Origin of the sequence: Pseudoalteromonas sp. SG45-2, assembly GCF_014164115.1 — a bacterium.
In the GTDB taxonomy this organism is placed as follows: domain Bacteria; phylum Pseudomonadota; class Gammaproteobacteria; order Enterobacterales; family Alteromonadaceae; genus Pseudoalteromonas; species Pseudoalteromonas distincta.
In genome coordinates this window covers 97,655-120,917 of record NZ_JACJEO010000003.1, presented here as the reverse complement: position 1 = coordinate 120,917, position 23,263 = coordinate 97,655, and the positions used below count along the sequence as shown (strand labels likewise).

The 23,263-nt window shown below is 40.5% G+C and carries 21 protein-coding genes; 8 read left to right on the top strand and 13 right to left on the bottom strand.

What is annotated here, in order from left to right; genetic code table 11:
- Positions 1 to 18: 18 nt before the first annotated feature.
- The 6 genes from H5116_RS02855 to H5116_RS02830 all read right to left on the bottom strand — a co-directional run bounded on the left by H5116_RS02855 (position 19) and on the right by H5116_RS02830 (position 6,902).
- Entirely contained in the window at positions 19 to 864 is an 846-nt protein-coding gene (locus H5116_RS02855; RefSeq protein ID WP_182715518.1) for a UDP-2,3-diacylglucosamine diphosphatase, read from the bottom strand.
- A gap of 234 nt (positions 865 to 1,098) precedes the next feature.
- Positions 1,099 to 2,823 (bottom strand): proline--tRNA ligase, encoded by a 1,725-nt coding sequence (locus H5116_RS02850; protein ID WP_182715517.1) that lies wholly within the window; start codon positions 2,821 to 2,823, stop codon positions 1,099 to 1,101.
- Between the two features lie 85 nt (positions 2,824 to 2,908).
- Positions 2,909 to 3,616 (bottom strand): tRNA (N6-threonylcarbamoyladenosine(37)-N6)-methyltransferase TrmO, encoded by a 708-nt coding sequence (tsaA, locus tag H5116_RS02845; protein ID WP_182715516.1) that lies wholly within the window; start codon positions 3,614 to 3,616, stop codon positions 2,909 to 2,911.
- 213 nt (positions 3,617 to 3,829) lie between these two features.
- Positions 3,830 to 4,399 carry an outer membrane beta-barrel protein gene (locus H5116_RS02840; protein ID WP_002961225.1) on the bottom strand — a complete coding sequence of 190 codons (570 nt, stop codon included), beginning with the start codon at positions 4,397 to 4,399 and terminating at the stop codon, positions 3,830 to 3,832.
- Between the two features lie 259 nt (positions 4,400 to 4,658).
- Entirely contained in the window at positions 4,659 to 5,123 is a 465-nt protein-coding gene (locus tag H5116_RS02835) for an acyl-CoA thioesterase (RefSeq protein ID WP_024596822.1), read from the bottom strand.
- Positions 5,124 to 5,255: 132 nt separating this feature from the next.
- Positions 5,256 to 6,902 carry an electron transfer flavoprotein-ubiquinone oxidoreductase gene (locus H5116_RS02830; RefSeq protein ID WP_182715515.1) on the bottom strand — a complete coding sequence of 549 codons (1,647 nt, stop codon included), beginning with the start codon at positions 6,900 to 6,902 and terminating at the stop codon, positions 5,256 to 5,258.
- Between the two features lie 221 nt (positions 6,903 to 7,123).
- Here H5116_RS02830 and H5116_RS02825 point away from each other — a divergent pair, with 221 nt between their 5' ends.
- Complete coding sequence (locus tag H5116_RS02825) at positions 7,124 to 7,873, top strand: electron transfer flavoprotein subunit beta/FixA family protein (protein ID WP_182715514.1); 750 nt, start codon at positions 7,124 to 7,126, stop codon at positions 7,871 to 7,873.
- Complete coding sequence (locus tag H5116_RS02820) at positions 7,874 to 8,800, top strand: electron transfer flavoprotein subunit alpha/FixB family protein (RefSeq protein ID WP_182692832.1); 927 nt, start codon at positions 7,874 to 7,876, stop codon at positions 8,798 to 8,800.
- A 139-nt stretch (positions 8,801 to 8,939) separates the two neighbouring features.
- On the opposite strand, the gene asnS is transcribed toward H5116_RS02820, so the two are convergent.
- Positions 8,940 to 10,337, bottom strand: a complete 1,398-nt coding sequence (gene asnS / locus H5116_RS02815; protein WP_002961230.1) for an asparagine--tRNA ligase — start codon at positions 10,335 to 10,337, stop codon at positions 8,940 to 8,942.
- A 297-nt stretch (positions 10,338 to 10,634) separates the two neighbouring features.
- Here asnS and H5116_RS02810 point away from each other — a divergent pair, with 297 nt between their 5' ends.
- Positions 10,635 to 11,069, top strand: a complete 435-nt coding sequence (locus H5116_RS02810) for an ATP-binding protein (protein ID WP_002961231.1) — start codon at positions 10,635 to 10,637, stop codon at positions 11,067 to 11,069.
- 4 nt (positions 11,070 to 11,073) lie between these two features.
- On the opposite strand, the gene H5116_RS02805 is transcribed toward H5116_RS02810, so the two are convergent.
- The 6 genes from H5116_RS02805 to bioA all read right to left on the bottom strand — a co-directional run bounded on the left by H5116_RS02805 (position 11,074) and on the right by bioA (position 17,595).
- On the bottom strand, positions 11,074 to 11,703 hold the full coding sequence (locus tag H5116_RS02805) for a Vat family streptogramin A O-acetyltransferase (protein WP_024604311.1): 630 nt from the start codon (positions 11,701 to 11,703) through the stop codon (positions 11,074 to 11,076).
- A gap of 35 nt (positions 11,704 to 11,738) precedes the next feature.
- A complete protein-coding gene (locus tag H5116_RS02800) occupies positions 11,739 to 12,755 on the bottom strand; it encodes an ABC transporter ATP-binding protein (RefSeq protein ID WP_182715513.1) in 1,017 nt (338 codons plus the stop codon).
- Positions 12,756 to 12,769: 14 nt separating this feature from the next.
- Positions 12,770 to 14,269, bottom strand: coding sequence for an iron ABC transporter permease (locus H5116_RS02795; protein WP_002961234.1), 1,500 nt, complete (start codon positions 14,267 to 14,269; stop codon positions 12,770 to 12,772).
- Positions 14,269 to 15,309, bottom strand: a complete 1,041-nt coding sequence (locus H5116_RS02790) for an extracellular solute-binding protein (RefSeq protein ID WP_096793161.1) — start codon at positions 15,307 to 15,309, stop codon at positions 14,269 to 14,271. Before H5116_RS02790 ends, H5116_RS02795 begins: the two co-directional genes overlap by 1 nt.
- Positions 15,310 to 16,122: a hypothetical protein gene (locus tag H5116_RS02785; protein ID WP_182715512.1), complete on the bottom strand. Its 813-nt coding sequence runs from the start codon at positions 16,120 to 16,122 to the stop codon at positions 15,310 to 15,312. It lies immediately after the preceding gene.
- A 171-nt stretch (positions 16,123 to 16,293) separates the two neighbouring features.
- Positions 16,294 to 17,595 carry an adenosylmethionine--8-amino-7-oxononanoate transaminase gene (bioA, locus tag H5116_RS02780; protein WP_182715511.1) on the bottom strand — a complete coding sequence of 434 codons (1,302 nt, stop codon included), beginning with the start codon at positions 17,593 to 17,595 and terminating at the stop codon, positions 16,294 to 16,296.
- Positions 17,596 to 17,690: 95 nt separating this feature from the next.
- On the opposite strand from bioA, the gene bioB reads away from it, so the two are divergent.
- From bioB to H5116_RS02755, 5 genes are all read left to right on the top strand, one after another.
- Positions 17,691 to 18,731 (top strand): biotin synthase BioB, encoded by a 1,041-nt coding sequence (gene bioB / locus H5116_RS02775; RefSeq protein WP_002961242.1) that lies wholly within the window; start codon positions 17,691 to 17,693, stop codon positions 18,729 to 18,731.
- 12 nt (positions 18,732 to 18,743) lie between these two features.
- Positions 18,744 to 19,895, top strand: a complete 1,152-nt coding sequence (locus tag H5116_RS02770) for an 8-amino-7-oxononanoate synthase (RefSeq protein WP_182715510.1) — start codon at positions 18,744 to 18,746, stop codon at positions 19,893 to 19,895.
- The gene (locus tag H5116_RS02765; protein ID WP_182715509.1) at positions 19,892 to 20,770 is read left to right on the top strand and encodes a methyltransferase domain-containing protein; all 879 of its coding nucleotides are present in this window, start codon (positions 19,892 to 19,894) and stop codon (positions 20,768 to 20,770) included. Before H5116_RS02770 ends, H5116_RS02765 begins: the two co-directional genes overlap by 4 nt.
- A gap of 86 nt (positions 20,771 to 20,856) precedes the next feature.
- Positions 20,857 to 21,540 (top strand): dethiobiotin synthase, encoded by a 684-nt coding sequence (gene bioD, locus H5116_RS02760; RefSeq protein WP_182715508.1) that lies wholly within the window; start codon positions 20,857 to 20,859, stop codon positions 21,538 to 21,540.
- 121 nt (positions 21,541 to 21,661) lie between these two features.
- Entirely contained in the window at positions 21,662 to 23,245 is a 1,584-nt protein-coding gene (locus H5116_RS02755) for an FAD-dependent oxidoreductase (RefSeq protein ID WP_182715507.1), read from the top strand.
- The last annotated feature ends 18 nt before the right edge of the window (positions 23,246 to 23,263 follow it).

The window sequence follows — 23,263 nt, the reverse complement described above, 5'->3', positions numbered from 1 at the left end:
CGTTTTGAAAATCAGCTGCTAAGCAGCTGATTTTTTTGGTTTGGTATTTGTTGACGTATTTAAAGGCGTGTTAAGAATAGCTATGTCTGCGCTATCGAGTATAAATTGTGTATCTGACCAATGTAGTAATTCTATCTTTCCATCTTCCTGCTCTACAAGCGCAGTACAGCTCTCAATCCAATCACCATCGTTACAGTACATAATACCGTCATCCACTTTAATTTTGGGATGGTGAATGTGTCCACAAATAATACCGTCTACGTTTTGTTTTTTAGCTTCATGAACTGCGGCATCTTCAAAGGCACTAATCGCTTCTCGAGCTTTGTGTACCCGAGCTTTTATCCACGATGCAAGCGAGTAGTAGTTACCACCAAATATTTTACGTATACGATTGGTCCAGCGATTTAAAAATAATAAAAAGTCGTATCCTGCATCCCCCGCAATACTAACAAGTTTGTTATAACGAGTCGCTGAATCAAAGTCGTCGCCGTGTATAAGTAAAAACCGTTTATTAGCTTTAGTGGTGTGAATAAACTGCTGGTGGATTTCAACACCAAATAATGTTTGATTTATATAGTTTCTAAACGCTTCATCATGATTACCGGGAATATAAATAACACGTGTACCGCTAGCTGCTTTTGTTTGTATGCAGTTTAATACTTCATAATGAGAAGGGTGCCAATAAAACTGTCGCTTCATTGACCATAAGTCAATAATATCACCCACTAAATAAAGTGTGTCGGATTCTACCGAGTTTAAAAAATCAAGTAAGTAATCAGCTTTACAATCTTTGTAACCTAAATGAACATCAGATATCCAAATGGCTGGATAATGTTGTTTTTTACGCAGTTGATTGTTTGTCATGCCCGTCATCCATAGTGTAATAATTAAACACTGTAGATAAACCTAATGACACTTATGAGACACTTTAGCGAAGCCTCCATGACAATTTATACCAAGGCACGTAATTAAATGATTTCTACAAAGCTAGGAAAGGTGAGTCATTGAGCAGCTATTATTACGTATTGCTATTAATCGCGCATAAAAAAGGCCGCATTTTAAATGCGGCCTTTTAGTCTATTTTGAGCGTGCGTGTTATTAACCTTTAACAGCCGCTTTAATTGCATCAATTGCTGTATCAATATCAATCATTAGCTTTTCACCGGTGCGGCGGTTTTTAAGCTCAACTTTATTCTCGTCAAGGTTACGCTCACCAATTACAAGCGTGTAAGGTACACCAATTAGCTCCATGTCATTAAACATAACACCAGGGCGTTCTTTACGGTCATCAAATAACACATCAAGACCTGCATCTTTTAAACCCTGGTAAAGGTTATTTGCAATATCAGGAATACGATGCGATTTGTGCATGTTCATTGGAACAATCGCTAAATCGAATGGCGCGATTGATTTTGGCCAAATGATCCCGTATTGATCGTTGTTTTGTTCAATAGCAGCTGCAACAATACGTGAAACACCAATACCGTAACAACCCATGGTCATGGTTTGGTTTTTACCACCTTCGTTTAATACTCCCGCTTTCATTGCTTCTGAGTATTTAGTGCCAAGTTGGAATATATGACCTACTTCAATACCGCGTTTTATTTGTAAAACGCCTTGGCCACATGGGCTCATATCGCCTTCAACAATATTACGAATATCAGCAACTTCGTAATCAGTTACGTCACGATCCCAGTTAATACCACTGTAATGCTCGTCGTCTTTATTAGCACCGGCAACAAAATCAGCAAGGATATTAGCGGCTCTATCAACAATAATAGGCATAGATAAGCCCACAGGGCCTAATGAACCAGGTTTTGCACCAATAGCAGCAACAATATCTGCCTCTGTTGCCATTTCAAGCGGAGAGTCTACTAATGGGTGCTTTTCAGCTTTTAATTCATTTAAATCATGATCGCCACGAAGTACAAGCGCCACTAAACCACGTACATCGTTTTCATCAGGTGCACCGTAAACAATTAAGGTTTTAACACCACGATGAGGTTTTACACCGTAATGCTTTTTAAGCTCATTAATTGTTTTAGCGTCAGGAGTAGGGAATGCTTTTAACTCTTTACTTGCTTCTGGGCGTGGATCGTTTGGCGCTAGTGCTTCTGCTTTTTCAATATTAGCTGCGTAATCACTGCCATCACTAAATGCAATGGCATCTTCGCCCGACTCAGCAAGTACATGAAACTCGTGCGATAGGCTACCACCAATAGACCCAGTATCAGCAAGTACAGGGCGGTAATCAAGGCCTAAACGCTCAAAAATGTTACAGTATGCTTTATGCATCGCTTGATAAGTCGCATCTAAACATTCTTCACTTAAGTGAAAAGAGTAGGCATCTTTCATTGTAAATTCACGAGCTCGCATCACACCAAAGCGAGGGCGGCGTTCGTCGCGTACTTTAGTTTGTACTTGATATAAAGTAACTGGTAACTGCTTGTAGCTGCTTATTTCTTTACGTACGAAATCAGTTATTACTTCTTCGTGTGTTGGACCAAGTGCAAACGTACGGTTATGACGGTCTGTGAAGCGCATAAGCTCAGGACCAAATTCATTCCAACGGCCAGACTCTTCCCACAAATCAGCGGGTTGAATTACAGGCATTAGCATTTCAATAGCACCTGCTTTATCCATCTCTTCACGTACAATGTTTTCTACTTTACGTAGCACACGTAAACCAGAGGGTAACCAAGTGTATAAACCCGAAGCGACGCGACGGATCATACCGGCTCTAAGCATTAACTGATGCGATACGATTTCAGCATCTGATGGCGTTTCTTTAAGTGTTGCGAGTATATATTGGCTTGTACGCATGTTTTTTCCGAAATAGAGTAATTATGTTCTTTTAATAGAGCTTAAGTTTAACAGCGGAAGCTTTTACACTAAAGCGCTAAGTGAGTTATTTAGTTTTTTCTATGTTTGTTACTACGTTATGCTCGCCATTGACTTGCCAGCGAATATTATAATTGTACAAAGTCATACCATAGCTTTGCTCGCCGTCTTTTTGTTTTTTATAGGCAGGGCGGGGATCTTGTTTTAAAACATTAGCTATAAAATCATGTAAATCTGGGTATTGTGTTTGCGCATTAACAAACTCAATTGCCTGAGGGCTAAATTCAACCGTCATTTGTGTTTCTGGGCGTGTATCTGCAAAGCCAGCACTGGCGTCAAGCATTGCATCTGAATAGGGTAAGTACGGTTTAATATCGATAATGGGGGTGCCATCAAGTAAATCAATGCCAGCGAGTAATAAACTAAGTTGTCCGTTTTTATATTCAATACCATCAAGTTTTACTGCGCTCATACCAATCGCGTTTGGTCTAAATGTAGCGCGGGTAGCAAATACACCTTTTCGCTCATTCCCACCTAAACGTGGTGGGCGCACCATCGCAGAATAACCTTTATCGGCCGTTTCATGAAAACGAAATAACAACCAAATATGAGTAAATTCATCTAAACCACGTACGAACTCTTCGCGATTAAAATCAGGTGCAAAAATAAGTTTTGCCTTGGCTTGTGGCACTAAACGAGGCTGCCTAGGTATAGCAAACTTTTGTTTATAAGGAGATTCAATGTGGCCAATAGCCGAAATGGTATAATCGCTCATAGTACTCGGGTACAAATAAAATAGAGCGCTATTCTACCTGCATTTAGTATTTATGGCATTAGTGTAAGTAAGTTTATTGCTTATAGACCAATCGGTTTGAAATCAATTATTAGACTGAGTGGTTTATATTTTGTATTAATATATTTAAAAAGGACCTAAAACAAAAAAGGGCAAGCTTATAAGCTTACCCTTTTCAAACATGTTAAAGATTAATTAAAACATGTATTGAACTGATACAGATGCTACATCCATGTCTGGATCAATATCGTCATCAAGTTTGTAGCGTTCGTACTCTAAACGAAACTGTACATTTGTTGTAAGTGCGTATTCAATACCCGCACCGTAAAATGCATCACCACCATCTGTAGAAGCTGTTACACCACCTACTGGTAAATCTTGTGTGTAATCTGCATCCCACTCAAGCCAACCGCCTTTTGCATATACAGAAAAGCTCTCTGTTATTGGGTAGCCCAAACGTGCGGCAAGCGATACGCCATCAATTTCAGCTTTGCTGTCTATATCACTTACTTCATCAAAGTTTTGATAAGCAAGTTCTAAGCTTAGGTATTCGTTAAACTGAGTACCAATATAGCCTTTAAGCATTTGTGCATCGTCGTCAAAGTCAGTGTCGTTGTCACTGTCTTCAAATTCAAAAGAATATTGACCGTAACCGATACCAGTATAAATACGTGGAGAATCGAAATCAGAAATGTCAGCGTGTGCTGCAGAGTTAAAACCCAGTGTTGCTAGTGCAATAGCTGAAAGAGAAAGTGTTTTAATCATTGAATAGCTCCTTTACAAAAAATAATCAAATGCTTGATTTCATTAATCAAACTTCAATTATCTACTTGCAGCGAGCGTGCCAATATTAAAATGGATTAAAAACACGCCATAATTGGTTCTTTTGTATTGGTTTTTACATTGTTTAGCGTGTTTTATAATCAAAGTGAACTTTTGTGTAATCGTGTACTCTAAAATAGGTTGTATGTTTTACAAAGTATAATGAGTTTTTTACATAGCCTTACTCTATTTAAATTACTAATTAGACTTTATGAAGCAAGTTTTCTGTTTCAATTGCTATTTCTTTCATTTTTATAGCGTAATTTTCTAATTTAATGTCTTCATCGGTCACTGCTTTAAACGAAGGCACTTCTATTGGGTAGCCCGTTTCATCCATTGCAATAAAGCTGATAACACAATGGTTTGTTTCAACCATATTTTGCGTTTTTGGATCGCCACACCTAACTTGAATAAATATTTGCATGCTACTTCTACCCGTATGGGCAATTTTAGCTTCTACTTCGACTATTTGACCCACTAAAATAGGGCGTCTAAATTTAACACCCGCAACCGAAACAGTTACGCAGTAATGACCGCTCCAACCTGCAGCGCACGCATAACCTGCTTGGTCAATCCACTTCATGACGGCCCCACCATGAACTTTACCACCAAAATTAACATCAGTAGGCTCTGCTAAAAAACGAAAAATAACTTTTGACGACGGCATAAATAACACTCTTATTATTAAAACTACTATTAGCATAACGTAAAAAAGGGGCCGAAGCCCCTGCAATTTAGGATATGTTTATAATTTATATGTAAAAAACGTAGTTATATAGCTATACAGCGCATAATTTAGTTACATATTAGGATAATTTGGCCCACCCGCACCTTCAGGTGTTACCCATGTAATGTTTTGGCTTGGGTCTTTAATATCGCAAGTTTTACAGTGCACACAGTTTTGGGCATTAATAACAAACTCTTTATTGCCTGCAATTTCTTGTACTTCGTAAACGCCTGCTGGGCAATAACGTTGTGCGGGTTCATCAAATTTAACTAAATTTACGTTAATAGGAATTGACGTATTTTTAAGCTTTAAATGACACGGCTGTGATTCTTCGTGGTTAGTATTTGATAAAAACACACTTGAGAGTTTATCAAAGCTAAGGTGTCCATCTGGTTTTGGATATGCAATTTTGTCAGCGGCGTTAGCATCAACAAGGGTAGAGTGATCGGGCGTATTATCTTTAAACGTAAAGGGTAAACCGCCATTAAAAATGTTTTGATCAAGCGTATTGTACGCACCACCTAAAAATTTACCGAGCTTGTGCATAGCAGGGCCAAAGTTACGAGATTGATATAGCTCTTTATATGCCCACGATTGCTCAAACGCAGTTTGATAATGAGTTAAATCGGTATTTGCTAACTCATTTTGCAATGCTTCAAAAATAACCTCAGCGGCAATCATTCCCGATTTCATTGCAGTGTGATTACCTTTAATTTTTGCAAAATTAAGAGTGCCTGCATCACACCCTACAAGTAAACCACCAGCAAAATGCATTTTTGGTAATGAATGCAAGCCACCTTTAGCAATAGCACGCGCACCGTAAGCAATACGTTCAGCGCCTTCAAGTACGTTTTTAAATACTGGATGGTGCTTCATTCGCTGAAACTCATCAAACGGGCTCAAATGTGGGTTTGAGTAATTTAAATCAACAATTAAACCAACAACAACTTGATTGTTTTCACTGTGATACATAAATGGACCACCATTAGTATCGCCGCTAAGTGGCCAACCTGTACCATGAACTACCTTGCCAAGCTCATGTTTACTTTCATCTATTTGCCAGATTTCTTTAAAGCCTAAACCGTAATGCTGCGGCGATGAATCTGCATCAAGTGCAAACTCATTGATTAGTTGTTTACCTAAATGACCTCGGCAACCTTCGGCAAAAATAGTGTATTTTGCACGAAGCTCCATGCCTGGCATGTAACCGTCTTTTTCATTACCATCTTTGTCTACACCCATATCGCCAGTAATAATGCCTTTTACTGCTTCATCTTCAATTATTAAAGAGTGTGCGCTAAATCCTGGAAATATCTCTACGCCTAAGCTTTCAGCTTGCTCTGCAAGCCATCGACATACATTGCCCATAGATACAATGAAGTTACCATCATTATGAAATGTTTTTGGTGTAGCAAAGTGGGGGATTGATGTCGCTTTTTGCTCGTTATTAAACCAATAAATTTCATCATTAGTTACTTTGGTTGTAACCGGTGCGCCAAGCTCTTGCCAATTAGGTAGTAGTTCATCCAAAGCTCTGGTTTCAAAAACAGCACCAGAGAGTACATGTGCACCTACTTCAGAACCTTTTTCGACTACGCAAATCATGCACTCTTGTTGTTTTTCTTGTGCTAATTGCGCGAGTTTAATTGCACTTGAAAGCCCAGCAGGGCCTGCACCAACAATTACTACATCAAATTCCATGGTTTCACGTTCGACCATAATAACCTCTTTATCTATGACGGACTTATTTGAATGTTTACTACGCATTTAAATAAGGTGTACAGCCTATTTATAACTTTGCAAATTAAACGTTACAGACTGTGAATAGTTAAAGGTTATTTTAGGTTGACGTTTACGTCAACAGGAAGTAGTCTAATTTCATAAAATAAATAGGTTGACGTGCACGTTACCTTGTAGGTTTAAATAATTATGGAGTTCCTATGAAAGTTCTCGTACCAATAAAAAGAGTGATTGATTACAACGTAAAAGCACGCGTTAAAAGTGATAACAGCGACGTTGATTTAACCAACGTTAAAATGGCAATGAACCCGTTTTGTGAGATTGCTATAGAAGAAGCAATTCGCCTTAAAGAAGCCGGTACCGCCACTGAAGTGGTTGCCGTAACTATTGGTCCAAAAGCATCACAAGAACAATTACGCACAGCATTAGCATTGGGCGCTGACAAAGCCATTCACATCGAAACCGATGAAAAGCTCGAGTCACTTCATATTGCAAAACTACTCGCTAAAATTGTAGAGCAAGAAACGCCTGAACTTGTCATTTTAGGTAAGCAGTCAATTGACTCAGATAATAATCAAACAGGTCAAATGCTTGCTGCATTAACTAATCGCGGGCAGGGTACATTTGCATCAAAAGTTGTTATTGAAAATGGCAAAGTAAACGTAACTCGCGAAGTTGATGGCGGGCTGCAAACGGTAGCACTTAATTTACCGGCGGTTGTTACAACTGATTTACGCTTAAATGAGCCTCGCTATGCATCACTGCCAAATATTATGAAAGCCAAACGTAAGCCGCTTGAAGTAATAGCAGCAGATTCGCTTGGTGTTGATTTAACACCGCGTATGCAATTAATAAGTGTTGAAGAGCCAGCTAAACGCACCGCAGGAATTATTGTAGAAGACGTTGCACAGCTTGTAGAAAAATTAAAAACAGAGGCAAAGGTGATTTAAATGAAAACACTCGTAATTGCAGAGCACGACAACGGTGCCTTAAAACCAGAAACCTCAAAAACTATTAACGCTGCAGTAAAAATGGGCTTTCCTATTGATGTACTAATAGCAGGTAACAACTTAAGCGCAATGAGCTCACAAGTTGCAAGCATTGATGGCATAGCTAATGTTTTAGTTGCCGATAATAGCGTTTATGAACATCAGTTAGCTGAGAACATGAGCGATTTAGTTTTATCACTTAGCGACACCTACAGCCACATTGTTGCAAGTGCTACTACAACGGGCAAAAACTTTATGCCACGTGTTGCCGCGCTATTAGATGTTGCGCAAATTTCTGAAATTATCGCAGTAGTGGACGCCGATACATTTAAACGACCTATTTATGCAGGTAATGCAATCGCCACGGTTAAATCACTCGACAGTAAAAAAGTAATTACCGTACGTGCCAGTAGCTTTGATTTACAAGGTGAGCAATCAGCTGTTGCTATAACAAGCATTGATACAGTATCAGATTCGCAATTAAGCAGCTTTGTAAGTGTTGAGCAAACAGAATCAGAACGCCCTGAGCTTACAGCTGCTAGTGTGGTCATATCGGGTGGTCGCGGTATGCAAAACGGCGAAAACTTTGCATTACTTAATGGTATTGCCGATAAACTAGGTGCAGCTATTGGTGCATCGCGTGCAGCAGTTGATGCAGGCTTTGTACCTAACGACATGCAAGTAGGGCAAACAGGTAAAATTGTAGCACCTAACTTATATATTGCAGTAGGTATCAGCGGTGCTATTCAGCATTTAGCCGGCATGAAAGACTCAAAAGTAATCGTCGCGATTAATAAAGACCCTGACGCACCTATTTTTCAAGTTGCAGATTACGGTTTAGTGGCTGATTTGTTTGAAGTACTGCCACAGTTAGAGAGTGCTTTATAGCCTTTAAATAAACAAACTTATTCTGGTTGAAAGCCGTGGTGCTCTTTGAGTGCTGCGGCTTTTTTATTCGGTAAATTAAAGACACAAAAAAACCAGCCAATTGGCTGGTTTTTAGTATTTATAAACGGCTAACTTAGTATTAGTAAGTTGCGCTGCCTTTAGTACGAGGGAAGGCAATAACGTCACGTACGTTGCCCATACCTGTTACATAAGCAACTAAGCGTTCAAAGCCTAAACCAAAGCCTGAGTGCGGCACGCTACCGTATTTACGTAAATCGCGGTACCAGCTGTAATCTTCTTTGTTTAAGCCCATTTCTTCTAAGCGTGCATCAAGTACATCAAGGCGTTCTTCACGTTGTGAACCGCCAATGATCTCACCAATACCAGGTGCTACAACGTCCATTGCGGCAACGGTTTTACCGTCTTCGTTTTGGCGCATGTAGAATGCTTTAATATCACGTGGGTAGTTTTTAATAACTACCGGTGCTTTAAAGTGCTCTTCAGCTAAGTAACGCTCGTGCTCAGACTGTAAATCTACGCCCCATTCAACAGCGTACTCAAACTTTTTGCCACAGTTTTTAAGGATTTCTACAGCGTCTGTGTAGTCAACTTGTGCAAAGTCTTTATCTACAAATTCTTCTAAACGCGTAATTGCGGTTTTTTCTACACGTTGTGCAAAAAATTCCATGTCATCACGGCGCTCTTCAAGTACGGCTTTAAACACATACTTAAGCATGTTTTCAGCAAGTTTTGCTATGTCTTCTAAATCTGCAAACGCTACTTCAGGCTCTACCATCCAAAATTCTGCAAGGTGGCGAGATGTATTTGAATTCTCTGCGCGGAATGTAGGGCCAAATGTATAAATTTTTGACATTGCAGACGCGTAAGTTTCGCCATTTAACTGACCAGATACAGTAAGGAATGCTTCTTTGCCGAAGAAATCTTCGCTGTAATCAACATCGCCTTTGTCTGTAAGTGGTAAGTTTTGCATATCAAGCGTTGATACACGGAACATCTCACCCGCGCCTTCACAGTCACTTGCCGTAATGATTGGCGTGCTGATCCAGTAAAAGCCTTGCTCGTGGTAAAAACGGTGAATAGCTTGTGCTAAACAGTTACGTACACGAGTTACCGCGCCAATCATATTTGTACGAGGGCGAAGGTGAGCGTGCTCACGTAAGTACTCAATGCTGTGGCGCTTTGCCGACATTGGGTATGAATCTGGGTTCTCTACCCAACCTAATACAGTCACTGAGTTAGCTTGAATTTCGTAAGATTGACCTTGGCCAGCAGATTGAACTAAAACACCAGTAACCGACACAGAACAACCGGCTGTTAAGCTAGTAACTTCATCATAATTATTCAGTGAATTAGGAACTACCGCTTGAATAGGATCAAAACACGAACCGTCATGAACGGCTAAAAATGAAATTCCTGCTTTTGAATCGCGGCGAGTACGGATCCAGCCTTTAATTGTTACTTGGCTGTCTACCGCAACATTGCCTTTTAATAGCTCTGAAATCGCTAAATGGCTCATCTTCACTCCAATGATATAAGTTGCCTAACTATTTTATTTTAACTGTGCGCAACACGCGGGCATAAATTGCACATAAACGGCGCTGCACTTGAACCCTGTATCTTACCTAGTAAAGTTAAATAAAAAAACTATTGTGGGCAACTCTTTAAAAGTTTTTATGCATGCGGTTTATTTTTAAACAGTTTTTAGAGTTTAATTGCCACTATTATGATTTGTTGCTCTGAAATTTAATGATTTTGTGGCATTATTAACATCCAAACTAAATTAATATTTATTCACCCTTAAAAAATCGATGCTATGAAACAAGTTTTTATTTTACGAGGACTACCAGGAAGTGGTAAGTCTTACTACGCGCAAAGCCTTGCTGACGAATTAGGTGGAGCCGACGAAAGTCAGTATCTAATTTGCTCAACTGATGATTACTTTAATAATGAGCAGGGCGAATATCATTTCGATAAATTTAAGTTACCACAATTTCATAATTTAAATTTGGCGCGCTTTATAAATGCACTTGCTCAAGGCATTCCATTGGTGATTGTAGATAACACCAATATTAAAAAATGGGAATTTATAGCTTACTCTCAAGCTGCCGTTGCTTTAGGTTATCAAGTAAAAGAAGTGATAGTGGGTGAAGTAAAAGACAAAGCTATGCAGCACCTATACGCTAAACGAAACTCACATAATGTGCCGCTAAAAACAATAAGTAAAATGGCCTACATGTTTGAGTGGTAATCACTTAGAGATTAGATAAGGCTTTTATATCGCATTGTGTAATGGCATCTAAATGAGCAGTGATTTTTTCATTGCTCCAATCCCACCAAGCTATATCTAGCAGCGTATTTATTGTTTTATCGTCAAATCTGGTTTTTATCACTTTAGCGGGATTTCCACCTACAACGCTATAAGCAGGTACATCGCAGGTAACAACTGATTTACTGGCAATAATAGCGCCGCTGCCAATTTTTACCCCGGGCATAATTGTAGCGTTATAACCAATCCAAACATCATGACCAATTTCTGTATTGCCTTTAAAGGGTAAATCATTTGATTTTGGTACAAATTTTTCCCAGCCATTACCAAATATAAAAAATGGATAAGTAGAAAATCCAGAAGTTTGATGGTTAGCGCCATTCATTATAAAAGTAACGTCTTTAGCTATCGCACAAAACTTACCTATGATCAGACGATCCCCAATAAAATCGAAATGGTAAAGCACATTTTTTTCAAAATTCTCAGGGCCATCAGGATCGTCATAATATGTATAATCGCCTACTTCAATATTGATAGAAGTAATATAGTTTTTTAAAAAACCTACTTGAGGAAAACCTTCCATTGGTGAAGGATTATTGGGGTTTGGTCCGTTCATGGGGTTTCCTCTTAACTTTGAGTTAGGTATAGATATTAATCTATAGATTTATAAACGGCTAGTGGGTGCGATGTGCTTAGTGATACATGCACTTCGTCGCCTGGGTTTACCACAACTTCATGGCTTACTCGGCTAGTTACCACCGTAGAACACGCAAGTTTTACAGCGCACAAGCGGCTGCCACCTTCAAAGCGTACCCAAATCACTTCGCCGTTATTACCAACACTGCTTTGTACAAGCAATACATCGTCAGGGCGTAGTAGTACATCAACGTCGCCACTTTCACAGTCAACGCCATGAGCTGGCGCATTACCAATTGAGGTAGTGGCTTGTCCTTGGCTAAATTGGCCGCTAATAAAGCTGGCTTCACCTAAAAAACGTGCTACAAAGCGATTTTTTGGGGTACTAAAGCAGCGCTCGGGTGTATCGATTTGCTGAATTTTACCGCCTTTAAGCACACCAACACGATCGCCAACTGAGAGTGCTTCTTCTTGGTCATGTGTTACCCAAATCGCCGGTACGCCAGCGGCTTTAAGTGCGTTTCTAATATCCCAACGAAGCATGTCTTTAAGAGCGGCATCTAAGTTTGAAAGCGGCTCATCAAGTAATACAAAGTCAGGTTGGTGGGCAAGGGTACGCGCAAGTGCAACGCGCTGCTTTTGTCCGCCAGAAAGCGTTGCTGGTTTTTTGTCTCTAAAATCGCTCAACCCAAGTAGGTTTATCCAATACTCAGCAGGGGCTGTATCTTTTAATCTAAAGCAAATGTTTTGCTGTACGGTTAAGTGCGGAAATAACGCAAAATCTTGAAATACCATGCCTACACTGCGTTTTTCAGGAGGTATTGTTAATTTGGGTGTAGCGCGCCATTTACCTGTGTTTATTTCGCCTTCGCTAATAGGTATAAGGCCAGCAAGGGCTTGTAAAATTGTACTTTTACCACAACCTGTTGGCCCTACAAGCATAAGGATTTCGTTTTCACCCAGCGAAAAGTTTAAATCGCTTACTACGCGGTTACTGCCATAATCTATAGACAACTGACTTACAGATAGCATTGTTTCTTAAATCCTTAATGTTCAAACTGGTTGCGTTTTTCGCCAGACATCATAATAGCTAACCCGCAGGCAGATATCACTACTAACAATAACCCTGGAATCGCGGCGCGACCAAAATAGCCCGCTTCGTATACACGCCATAAATATGTAGAGAGGGTTTCAAACCCTGTTGGGCCAAGTAGTAGCGTGGCTTCTAGTTCGCGCATTGACTCTAAAAACACCAGTGCTGCACCGGCAATAATACCGCGCATAGTTAAAGGTAGTGTTATGCGAGTAAATACTTCACGTGGGCTTGCCCCTAATACGCGCGCAGACTTTACTAAGCTTGGATCTAAGTGTTCGGTGCTTGTTCTAACAGAGCCTACAGCAAGTGGTAAAAATCGCAGCATATAAGCAATAATAAGCAATCCCAGTGTTTGATATAAAAACGGCAACTGCAAACCACCGTAAACAAGCGCTGTGCCCATTACTATACCCGGAATACCAAAACCAAAGTAAGTAACACGCTCCATTATACGACCCGCTTTTCCACTCAGTGCAGCATGTGCAACGGGGATCGCAACGATAACGGCTACAATTGCCGCAATACCCGATGCATACGTAGAGTTCCACGCAATATTAAAATCAAATGAGCTAAAACCATCGCGAGCTAACCAAAGCGAAAATATAGCCAAAGGCAAGCCAATAGCAAGCAGTAAAACAGGTGCAAACGTAACAAACATGGCACTTAACTGTAATTTACTTGGAAATAAAATTAACGGACGACCATGGCGCTCAGGTGCTGTTTTTATTTGTGATTCAACTAAAAGTAAAAAACCGACAATAACCATCAGCTGAAGTGAAAGCATTGCAGCGCGCCCTAACGCAAAGGCGTTGTATTCAACATAAATTACGCGGGTAAAGGTATCTAGGCGCATCATTGCGGGCGTACCAAAGTCTGATAACGTATAAAGCGCGACTAACAAAGAGCCTGCTGCAATACCGTTAACTACGCGCGGTAATATAACTTTAAATATACTTTGCGTCATCGACATGCCCAGCGTTCGCGCGGCATTAACCATGCTTGCGTCAAGGCTCAGTAGGGATGAGCGAGTTGTCATCATTACAAACGGGAAGGTATAAAGCGTCATTACAATGGCGGCACCTGTTAGGCCATACATTGATGGTGTTTCTATTCCTGTTAAGGTATTTATTTCGCCACCGGGGCCAAAAGCAGCATAAAGTGTAAATGCGCCAATATAACTGGGAATTGCCAGTGGGGCTGCAAATACAACCAGCCAGAGCTTTTTAAATGGTAAATGCACATACGCGCTAATAAACGCCAGTGGCACACCAATTAAAATAGATCCGAGTACCGTTAAACCCATTAACGATAACGTGTTACCTAAAATTTGAAGATTGTGGGTGTCAAACACTGAGCTTGCATCGCTTGCAAGCACAATTAATACATAAACAGGGGTAAGCGCAACAAGCGCTGCAAGCAGCGCCATTGGATAAGAGGCAGGTATTTTCATTACAATACGCCGCTGCTTCGCATCAAATCTATAGTAGGGCGTAAATCAGCTAGCTGTGTTAAATCTACTTTAGGTGGAGAAATATTAGCAAGTGACGGTAAACCCTCAGGTTGGGTAATACCATTTACTAACGGAATTTCGTACGCTTCACTGGCTAAGTAACCCTGTACTTCTTTACTTAGTAAGTAACGCATAAAGTTAGTTGCAAGCGGATCGTCGTTAAGCGCTAATACACCCGATGCATTAACTAAACAGCCCGCATCATTTTGTGTAAATGCTAAATCTAGCTTGGCATCAGGCTTACCTGATTTTAAACGCAAAGTGTAATAGTGATTTGCAAAACCAATATCAACTTCACCGCGTTCAACGCCCATAACAACACCTAGCTCGCCGGCGTATGTTTTAGCACGTTTTTGAATCTTTTTAAGCCACTTAGCGGTTTTGTCATCGCCTTCTAAAATTCGCATTGCGGTTACAAACGATTGAAAAGAAGCGTAGGCGGGTGCCCAGCCAATACTTAAATCGCTGTCGGCAATTTCCATAATACTTGTTGGAATTTGATCTTTAGTCAAACGCGACGTGTTATATGGCAATGTACGAATACGGCCAGTTACGGGTGCCCACTCTTTATATCTAAATTGTGGTTGTAACTGAGCAGATAAATCACCAGGGATGGGTTGTGCAAGGCCTGCATCGGTTACTAAACCAATTGCGCCTGAATCAACTGCCCAAAATAAATCAGCGCGGCGAACGCCAGCTTTAGCTTCTGCAACAATGGTATTTGCTAAAGCAGCAGTAGGACCTCGGCGTATACCGAGTTTAAAGTCTGGATTTTTTTTCTGGATTGCTTGTAATACGTTTTCATACAAACCACCTTCGCCTCGACCTAAATAAAGCGTTAACTCGCCTTTAAGCTTTGGTAAATCGTCAACAGAAACAGGGTTTGCTATATCAGCGGCTAGCGCACGAGAAAGAGGCAGTGGCAATGAGCCAACCACCCCTAACGCAGCTAGGCCTTGAATAAAGGTCCTACGCTTCACTTAAAATACATCCTTACGAGCTTTTTCGGCTTTTTCTATTAAAACCTTAGCGCGGTCTAATTTTGTTTGCATGTCACTGATCACATCGCGTACTTCGTCTACGCTTTTGCTGTTTTTAATGGCTTGTGGCAGTGTTACGTTAAAGTCTTTTTCCAGCACTTCAACTAGTTTTGCATCTTGTTCAATAAGAGTACCTTCAACGCCTTCAAACAGGTGCAGATAAGTATCATGAACAATTTCAGTTGCTTCGTCTCGTAAACGCTCAGCAAATTTAGCTACTACACGGTCTAATTTGTGCTTAATTTCATCAATTGTGGCACTTTGTGTCATTTGAGTTGTAGCCGTTGCTTTTACAGTGTCTAACAAGCCTTTTTGCTGGAATTTTGCAGCAAGCTTAACAGCCCCAAGACCTTGCCACAAGGCTATGTTCATCGCTTTTTGCTGTTTACGAACTTCATTAGCAGGCTCTTTATTATCAATGGCCATTTTTACGCCATAAAGACCCTGCCAAATAGAAGCGTATACTGGTACAAAGTTAGTTTCTATTGCGCTGTGAAACTTAACTGATTCCCAATATTCAATTAAATCATCAGTTTTTACAGATTTTGCGCCTTTAGTATCGTAGTCGCTTACCATGGTATCAACTTTGCCTACCATCCATTCTACTTCTTCTGCGTAACTTTTAAGGTTAGCTTGAAGATGATTAACATGCTCGCCAATAGGGCCGTTAGCTAATACTGGTTGAGCCATAAACGCCGAGGCTAGTAAAAGGCTTGCACCTAAAGTTTTGGCTGGTTTAAATAGTAATTTCATAGCAAAGAAGTCCAAAAAGGTAATTGTAAATGATAGACATTATCATATAGCTAATGGTTAACGAGATCAATAACTACAAACTCGCTTAATAGATAAAAACACTAAATGTAGCGGTAGGTTGCAGCAAATAGCGCTATAACCTGTATTAGGATTAGTTATTGAGACCGACTATTAAGCGTAATGCTTGCCTTTAATGGCATTATAAATGGCATCACACAGTGTTTTTATACTTGTGTCGTCACTTATATACGGTGGCATAAGGTAAATTAGTTTACCGAATGGGCGTATCCATACACCTTGCTCTACAAAATAAGCCTGAATTTTAGCAACATCAACATTGCCCGCAGCCTCGTTCAGTTCAACAACGCCTATTGCTCCTAAGGTACGCACATTGGCAACCGCATCTAGTTCACTGCATTTATTAAGTTGTTGTAGCTGGGTGTTTAGCTGCTTTATTCGTTGTTGCCAGTTTTGTTCAAGTAATAAATCAATACTTGCGCAGGCCGCTGCACAGGCAAGCGGGTTACCCATAAACGTAGGGCCGTGCATTAATACACCTGCTTCACCTTCGCTGATGCCAATCGCTATTTTATCGCTAGTTATAGTGGCCGATAACGTCATTGAGCCGCCAGTTAATGCTTTACCAATACACATTATATCGGGCTCTATATTGGCGTGCTCTACAGCAAATAATTTACCTGTACGGCCAAAGCCTGTGGCAATTTCGTCGCAAATTAGCAGTACGTTATATTGGGTGCATAATTTACGCACGCAGGCTAAATAATCAGGGTGATAAAAGTTCATACCACCTGCGTTTTGTACAATAGGCTCAATGATAAAGGCGGCTACTTGGCTGTGGTTTGCTTTAAAGTATTCTTCAAGCTCTTGGGCTTCAGTTTGGTTAAACTCGAACCCAAATTGACTAACCGGTGCAGGCACAAAAACGTGTTCAGGTAAAAAGCCTGAATATAAACTATGCATTGAGTTAACGGGGTCGCATACGCTCATGGCTGCAAAGGTGTCGCCATGGTAGCCCTTGTAAGGCGTCATTAATTTTTGTTTTGTTGTAATGCCTTGGCTTAACCAATATTGCAGCGCCATTTTTATTGCTACTTCAACACTTACCGATCCGCTGTCGGCTAAAAACACTTTAGTTAAACTAGGCGGCGTTATATTTACTATTTTTTTGCACAGCTCTACCGCGCTGTTATGCGTAATACCGCCAAACATAATGTGGCTCATATTATTAATTTGCTCAATCATGGCGTTATTTATAACAGGGTTGTTATAGCCATGTATTGCGCTCCACCACGAGGCCATGCCATCGATTAATTGCTCGCCAGTTTCGAGGTGAATAATATTGTGATTAGCATGTGTAACAGGGTATACCGGAATTGGCTTAGTCATCGATGTATATGGGTGCCAAATGTGCTCACGATCAAAATCAAGGTCAATCGTATTCTTTTTAATCATATGTAAACTTTAACTTGGTGGGCTTCGTTGACAATGGTACTTCAACTCGTAGACTAAGCCAATATCACCGTTATGAAAAAAAATAAGAGAGTATTATGGAACTTGCACCTGTTCGTCACGATTGGACCCACGCTGAAGTTAAAGCATTATTTGAAATGCCATTTAACGATTTACTTTTTAAAGCCGCATCGGTTCACCGTGCTAACTTCAACCCAAATGAAGTGCAAATTTCTACGTTGTTATCAATTAAAACAGGTGCTTGCCCAGAAGACTGTAAGTACTGTCCGCAGTCGGGGCATTACCGAACAGATTTAGAACGCGAACGCTTAATAGAAGTAGAAAAAGTAGTAGAGCAAGCACGCCTTGCAAAACAAAAAGGCGCTACCCGTTTTTGTATGGGGGCTGCATGGTCAGATCCAAAAGACAGAGACATGCCATACATTTCGCAAATGGTTAAAGAAGTAAAAGAGCTAGGGTTAGAAACCTGTATGACGCTAGGTAAACTCACAAACGAAAAAGCCCATGAGCTTAGAGACGCAGGGCTTGATTACTACAACCATAACCTTGACACGTCACCTGAGTATTACGAGCAAATTATTTCAACCCGTACTTTTCAAGATAGATTAAATACCATTGACCACGTACGCGATGCCGGTATGAAAGTATGCTCGGGCGGAATAGTCGGTATGGGTGAGCAAGCAAGCGACCGTTTTGGACTACTTATGCAACTAGCTAATTTGCCACAACAGCCAGAAAGTGTGCCTATTAATATGCTGGTTAAAGTTAAAGGCACACCGCTTGAAAACGTAGACGATTTAGATCACTTTGAATTTATACGTACCATAGCAACAGCGCGTATTATGATGCCACACAGTTATGTACGTTTATCGGCAGGGCGTAATGCCATGAACGAGCAAATGCAATCAATGTGCTTTTTTGCAGGCGCTAACTCAATATTTTATGGTGATAAACTACTTACCACCGAAAACCCAGACGCTGATGCTGATATGAACCTAATTAAAAAATTAGGCATGAACCCAGAAAAACGTCACGACTATTCAGACGAAGCAGTAGAAGCCTCGCTTTCATCGCAAGTAGCCGACAAAGCAACGTCTGAATTGTTTTACGAAGCGTAGGCTTTTATATCTATGCCTTTTGATTTTATAAATACGCATCTTGAGGCTCGCCAGCAAGATGCGCTGCTTCGTAAACGCAATGTAGTAGAGCACGCTACAGCGCGCACCATAACGGTTAATAATAAAACCTATCTTAATTTTGCGAGTAACGACTACTTAGGTTTTGGGGATGAGGCTGTAAACCTTAATGACTCCTACGCATTAGGCAGTCACAGCTCTGCATTGGTTACCGGTTATCAGGCGCAGCAAAAAGCGCTTGAACAATACTTATGTGAGCAATTTGGTTATGGCGCAGGAATGCTATTTAACTCAGGGTTTAGCGCTAATAGCAGCGTAATTAAAGCGCTGTTTCAAGATAAAGCGGCTGCACAAAACAGCGATATTTTTCAAGATAAGTTAAATCATGCAAGCTTGATTGACGGTGCTCTGCATTGTAATGCGGCATTAGTGCGTTTTAATCACAACGACATGAATCACTTACGTTCACGGCTCGAAAAATCAAAAGCGCAAAACAAGCTAATTATAAGCGAAGGTGTGTTTTCGATGGATGGCGATACCGCGCCTCTTAAAGAATTACTCGCACTTGCAAAACAGCACAACGCATGGCTAATGATTGACGACGCACACGGCTTTGGTGCATTAGGTAAAACCGGTTTGGGCAGTTGCGAAGCGTTTATTACTCAAACGCTGCCAGATATATTAGTTATTACCTTTGGTAAAGCAGTGGCTAGTAGTGGCGCCTGTGTATTAGGCAGTAAACAGTTTATTGATTACATGCTGCAATTTAATCGCGATTACACGTATTCAACTGCTATCTCGCCGCTTATGGCAAGCCACACACTTGCGCGTATTAAAAGCATAAAAACAGCTGATGATAAACGCGATAAGCTAAATGCCAATATTGCGTTATTTAAGCAACTCGCTAAAACCCATAATATTGCTGTAATGGAATCAAACACAGCCATACAGCCCATTGTATTAGGCTGCGCTGAGCAAACGCTACAAGCGGCAGATAAACTAAAACAACAGGGTATTTGGCTCACTGCAATTAGACCGCCGACGGTTGCACATAACACCTCACGTTTACGCATTACTTTAACCGCCGCACATACCGAGCAAGACATAACGCATTTAGTTAAACATTTAGTAGGTGCAATAGCATGACTGCTCAGCCAGTATTAAAAACAAACCTAGTGCAAACTCGCTTAGTAAAACAGTGCCTAGTAAGTAGCGATTTAAATAAAGAATTAAATAAGGAGCCAAATCGAGAGCTAAACAAGGAGCTTAAAAAGTCCACCCAAAGTAAGTTTTCAAAGGCGGCAGCGCGTTATAACACCCATGCAAATGTACAAAAACACGCAGCGAGCGATCTATTTGCGCTCATAAAACCAGGTATTAATAAAAATAAGCTTTGTGTTGATTTAGGCGCAGGCCCACTTGTTAATACACATACCTTACAAAGCGTATTTGCAAGCGTTGTGGCAATGGATTTAAGCTTAAACATGTTGCAAAGTAGTGATTTAACCGCACCTAAAATATGTGCAGATATGGATAATTTACCGCTGCAAGCAAATAGTGTTGATGTTATTTACAGTAATTTTGCAGTGCAGTGGTCTGCAAATTTTTCGGCTTTAATGCAATCACTTTACAGCATATTAAAACCAGGCGGGCAGGCGTACATAAGCACTGTGGTAGAGGGTTCACTAAACGAAATAAAAACAGCTTTTGCAGCGCTTGATTCTAACAGCCATATAAACACCTTTAATAGTGAGTTGCATATAAACCAATCAGTCCAAAATGCAGGATTTACTATTAACAGCACTAAAAAACGTATTTACACCGATGAATACACAACACCTTTAAAAGCTATTGCCTCAATTAAGGCTATTGGTGCAACAACGCAAAATCATACCAATACGCGCCAAGGGTTACTTACCAAATCGGCGCTACAAAAAGTATGCAGTGCGTATCCGCTTATAAATAATAAAGCATGTGTGTCTTATCATGTGGTGCTGTTATCATTAGAAAAAAGCCATTAGAAAAAAGCCATTACAAAAAAGCGATTAATTGCTTAAGTTAAAACTTAAAATTAAACCAAACTTAGATTCAGATCATAAGGCAACGCATGAAAGAATTTTTTATAACAGGCACCGACACCGATGCCGGAAAAACCCACGTTACCAGTTTGCTATTAAAGTTACTTGCCCAACACAAAAAACAAGCAATTGGTTTTAAGCCTCTTGCTGCTGGCTGCGAAATGGCGTTCGATCAACTAGTAAACGCCGATGCCCTTATACTAATGGAAAGCGCAACAGTGAGCGCTAAATACGACGTAGTAAATCCGTTTGCGTTTGCACCGCCTATTGCGCCGCACATAGCAGCTGAGAAAGTTGGGGTTAGTATTACTATTGATAAACTAAGTGATGCTTATAAAAACGTAAAACAACAGGGCGCTGACATTATACTTACCGAAGGCGCTGGTGGTTGGGCACTACCAATTAATAATACCGACTATTTATACGATTGGGTAAAGGCTGAGCAGCTACCAGTAATACTTGTTGTAGGCATGAAGCTAGGTTGTTTAAATCATGCATTACTAACCGCTGCGCATATGCAAAGTATGGGAATAAACTGCGTTGGCTGGATTGCAAACCAAGTAGATAAAAATATGGACGAGTACCAAGCAAACCTTGACTCACTAAAAGCACGTTTACCGTTTCCAATACTTGCTATAAGCCCATACAGCGAGCAAACGCCTAAGTTACAAATATACAAAAGCTTGCTTAGTGCGTTATCTATAAACACTTAAGTGGTTTAAAAAGATTTACTTTTTTAGGTAAATCTTGAAATAGTCAACCTTAGTACACATATAAACGTTTATAAATACATAGCTTGCTTAAAGACAATGTTACTAAGGACATAACGACTATATGACGCACCCATTTATTGAAAACTACGCCCCAGATGCGCACGTAAGCGCTGAGCCAAAAGCACTAAACTATGGCTTACCTAAAAAACGCGTAGGTATAATAGGTGGAGGCACAGCTGGCGCCACAATAGCCATTAGACTTGCTGCGTTAGGGCTAGAAACTTATGTGCTTGAAAAGAAAAAGTCGTTAATTGATGGCCCTCCAATGTGCCATTTGCATGCGGGTGGCAACTTATATCGTGAAATACCCGACGAAGACTGCATAGATTTACTCAAGCAATGTATAGATATTGCGCGCCTTTATCCTTACACCATCGATGTTCGCCCCACAGTATTTGCAGTGCCTAAACGCGATGACGACTCACCGGAGGATTTATTTCCGCGTTTAAATAAATTAGTAAAAGCATACAGCGAGCTTGTAGAGCAAGATAGCGCTAATAAAGTGTTAGGCGAGCCAGAGCATTATTATCAGTTATATAGTTATGAGCAAATGCTAAAGCTTGCTAAGCAAAAACAAGTAGCCAAGCCCACGTCGTTAGATGAGTGGATGATACCCGTGGCTAAGCATTTAGATTTAGATAAGCTAAAGTTTCCGCTTATCGTTGCACAAGAATATGGCTGGAATATTTTTCGTTTATCGGCCAGTGCACAACTCGCCCTTGCACAGTACAAACACGCTCACGTTTTAACAAGCACCAGTGTTAAAAATGTATCGCCAGTTATAAATACCAATAATGATAAGCAAACACTTAAGTGGCGCATTGAATATCAATCAGAGCCAAGCCTTGATGAACAACCTGATACTTCAACCAATACACAAGCCGATTCACAAACCATTGAGGTAGATTACCTAATTAATGCGTGTGGTTTTCAAACCGGTATTATTGACGACCTCGTTGGGGTAGATGTAAAACGCATGGTCGAATTTAAAGCCTCTTACATTACTCATTGGCAAGGTGCTGGTGGGCAAATACCCGAAATAATTATTTATGGTAACCGAGGTACGCCAGAAGGTATGGCGCAGCTAACCCCTTACCCTAACGGATACTTTCAAATACATGGCATGACTAACAACATTACATTGTTTAATGATGGGTTAGCTGATGCCACGCCAATGAGCGCACAACCTAAACTTCCCAATAAATACCTGCATTATATTAAAGATGGCTGGGACAAAGCAGCATTGCAAACACGTACCCAAACAGCAATTGATTATGTAGCCGAGTTTGTCCCTGCGTTTAAAATTGCTAATAAACAAAATAATGCCTTGTATGGCGGGCAACAAATCCCAGGGGATGACGACACTTTGCGCGTAGCCGATGTAAGTTTATATTCGCATATTAGTTACGCACGGGCCGAAAATGTAAAAGCATCGTCAACGTTAATAGCGGCAGATCAAATAGTGGGTGAGTTTATAAAATTAGGAATAATAAGTAGCGATCCTGCTGTAAATCATCACCGAAGTACCCACCAATGGTCGTACCTTAAACATAATAGCGGCGACAAAATTGACGAAGTTGCACGCATATTGGCACACGAGCGTGGTTTTCCGATTGATATGGCAGAGCTTAATAACAGCTTGTAATAAGCTGACTTATAAAGA

Coding starts and splice junctions, on each gene's coding strand:
- H5116_RS02855 (WP_182715518.1), bottom strand. CDS start 864: ATGACAAACAATCAACTGCGTAAAAAACAACATTATCCAGCCATTTGG.
- H5116_RS02850 (WP_182715517.1), bottom strand. CDS start 2,823: ATGCGTACAAGCCAATATATACTCGCAACACTTAAAGAAACGCCATCA.
- tsaA (WP_182715516.1), bottom strand. CDS start 3,616: ATGAGCGATTATACCATTTCGGCTATTGGCCACATTGAATCTCCTTAT.
- H5116_RS02840 (WP_002961225.1), bottom strand. CDS start 4,399: ATGATTAAAACACTTTCTCTTTCAGCTATTGCACTAGCAACACTGGGT.
- H5116_RS02835 (WP_024596822.1), bottom strand. CDS start 5,123: ATGCCGTCGTCAAAAGTTATTTTTCGTTTTTTAGCAGAGCCTACTGAT.
- H5116_RS02830 (WP_182715515.1), bottom strand. CDS start 6,902: ATGGTCGAACGTGAAACCATGGAATTTGATGTAGTAATTGTTGGTGCA.
- H5116_RS02825 (WP_182715514.1), top strand. CDS start 7,124: ATGAAAGTTCTCGTACCAATAAAAAGAGTGATTGATTACAACGTAAAA.
- H5116_RS02820 (WP_182692832.1), top strand. CDS start 7,874: ATGAAAACACTCGTAATTGCAGAGCACGACAACGGTGCCTTAAAACCA.
- asnS (WP_002961230.1), bottom strand. CDS start 10,337: ATGAGCCATTTAGCGATTTCAGAGCTATTAAAAGGCAATGTTGCGGTA.
- H5116_RS02810 (WP_002961231.1), top strand. CDS start 10,635: ATGAAACAAGTTTTTATTTTACGAGGACTACCAGGAAGTGGTAAGTCT.
- H5116_RS02805 (WP_024604311.1), bottom strand. CDS start 11,703: ATGAACGGACCAAACCCCAATAATCCTTCACCAATGGAAGGTTTTCCT.
- H5116_RS02800 (WP_182715513.1), bottom strand. CDS start 12,755: ATGCTATCTGTAAGTCAGTTGTCTATAGATTATGGCAGTAACCGCGTA.
- H5116_RS02795 (WP_002961234.1), bottom strand. CDS start 14,269: ATGAAAATACCTGCCTCTTATCCAATGGCGCTGCTTGCAGCGCTTGTT.
- H5116_RS02785 (WP_182715512.1), bottom strand. CDS start 16,122: ATGAAATTACTATTTAAACCAGCCAAAACTTTAGGTGCAAGCCTTTTA.
- bioA (WP_182715511.1), bottom strand. CDS start 17,595: ATGATTAAAAAGAATACGATTGACCTTGATTTTGATCGTGAGCACATT.
- bioB (WP_002961242.1), top strand. CDS start 17,691: ATGGAACTTGCACCTGTTCGTCACGATTGGACCCACGCTGAAGTTAAA.
- H5116_RS02770 (WP_182715510.1), top strand. CDS start 18,744: ATGCCTTTTGATTTTATAAATACGCATCTTGAGGCTCGCCAGCAAGAT.
- H5116_RS02765 (WP_182715509.1), top strand. CDS start 19,892: ATGACTGCTCAGCCAGTATTAAAAACAAACCTAGTGCAAACTCGCTTA.
- bioD (WP_182715508.1), top strand. CDS start 20,857: ATGAAAGAATTTTTTATAACAGGCACCGACACCGATGCCGGAAAAACC.
- H5116_RS02755 (WP_182715507.1), top strand. CDS start 21,662: ATGACGCACCCATTTATTGAAAACTACGCCCCAGATGCGCACGTAAGC.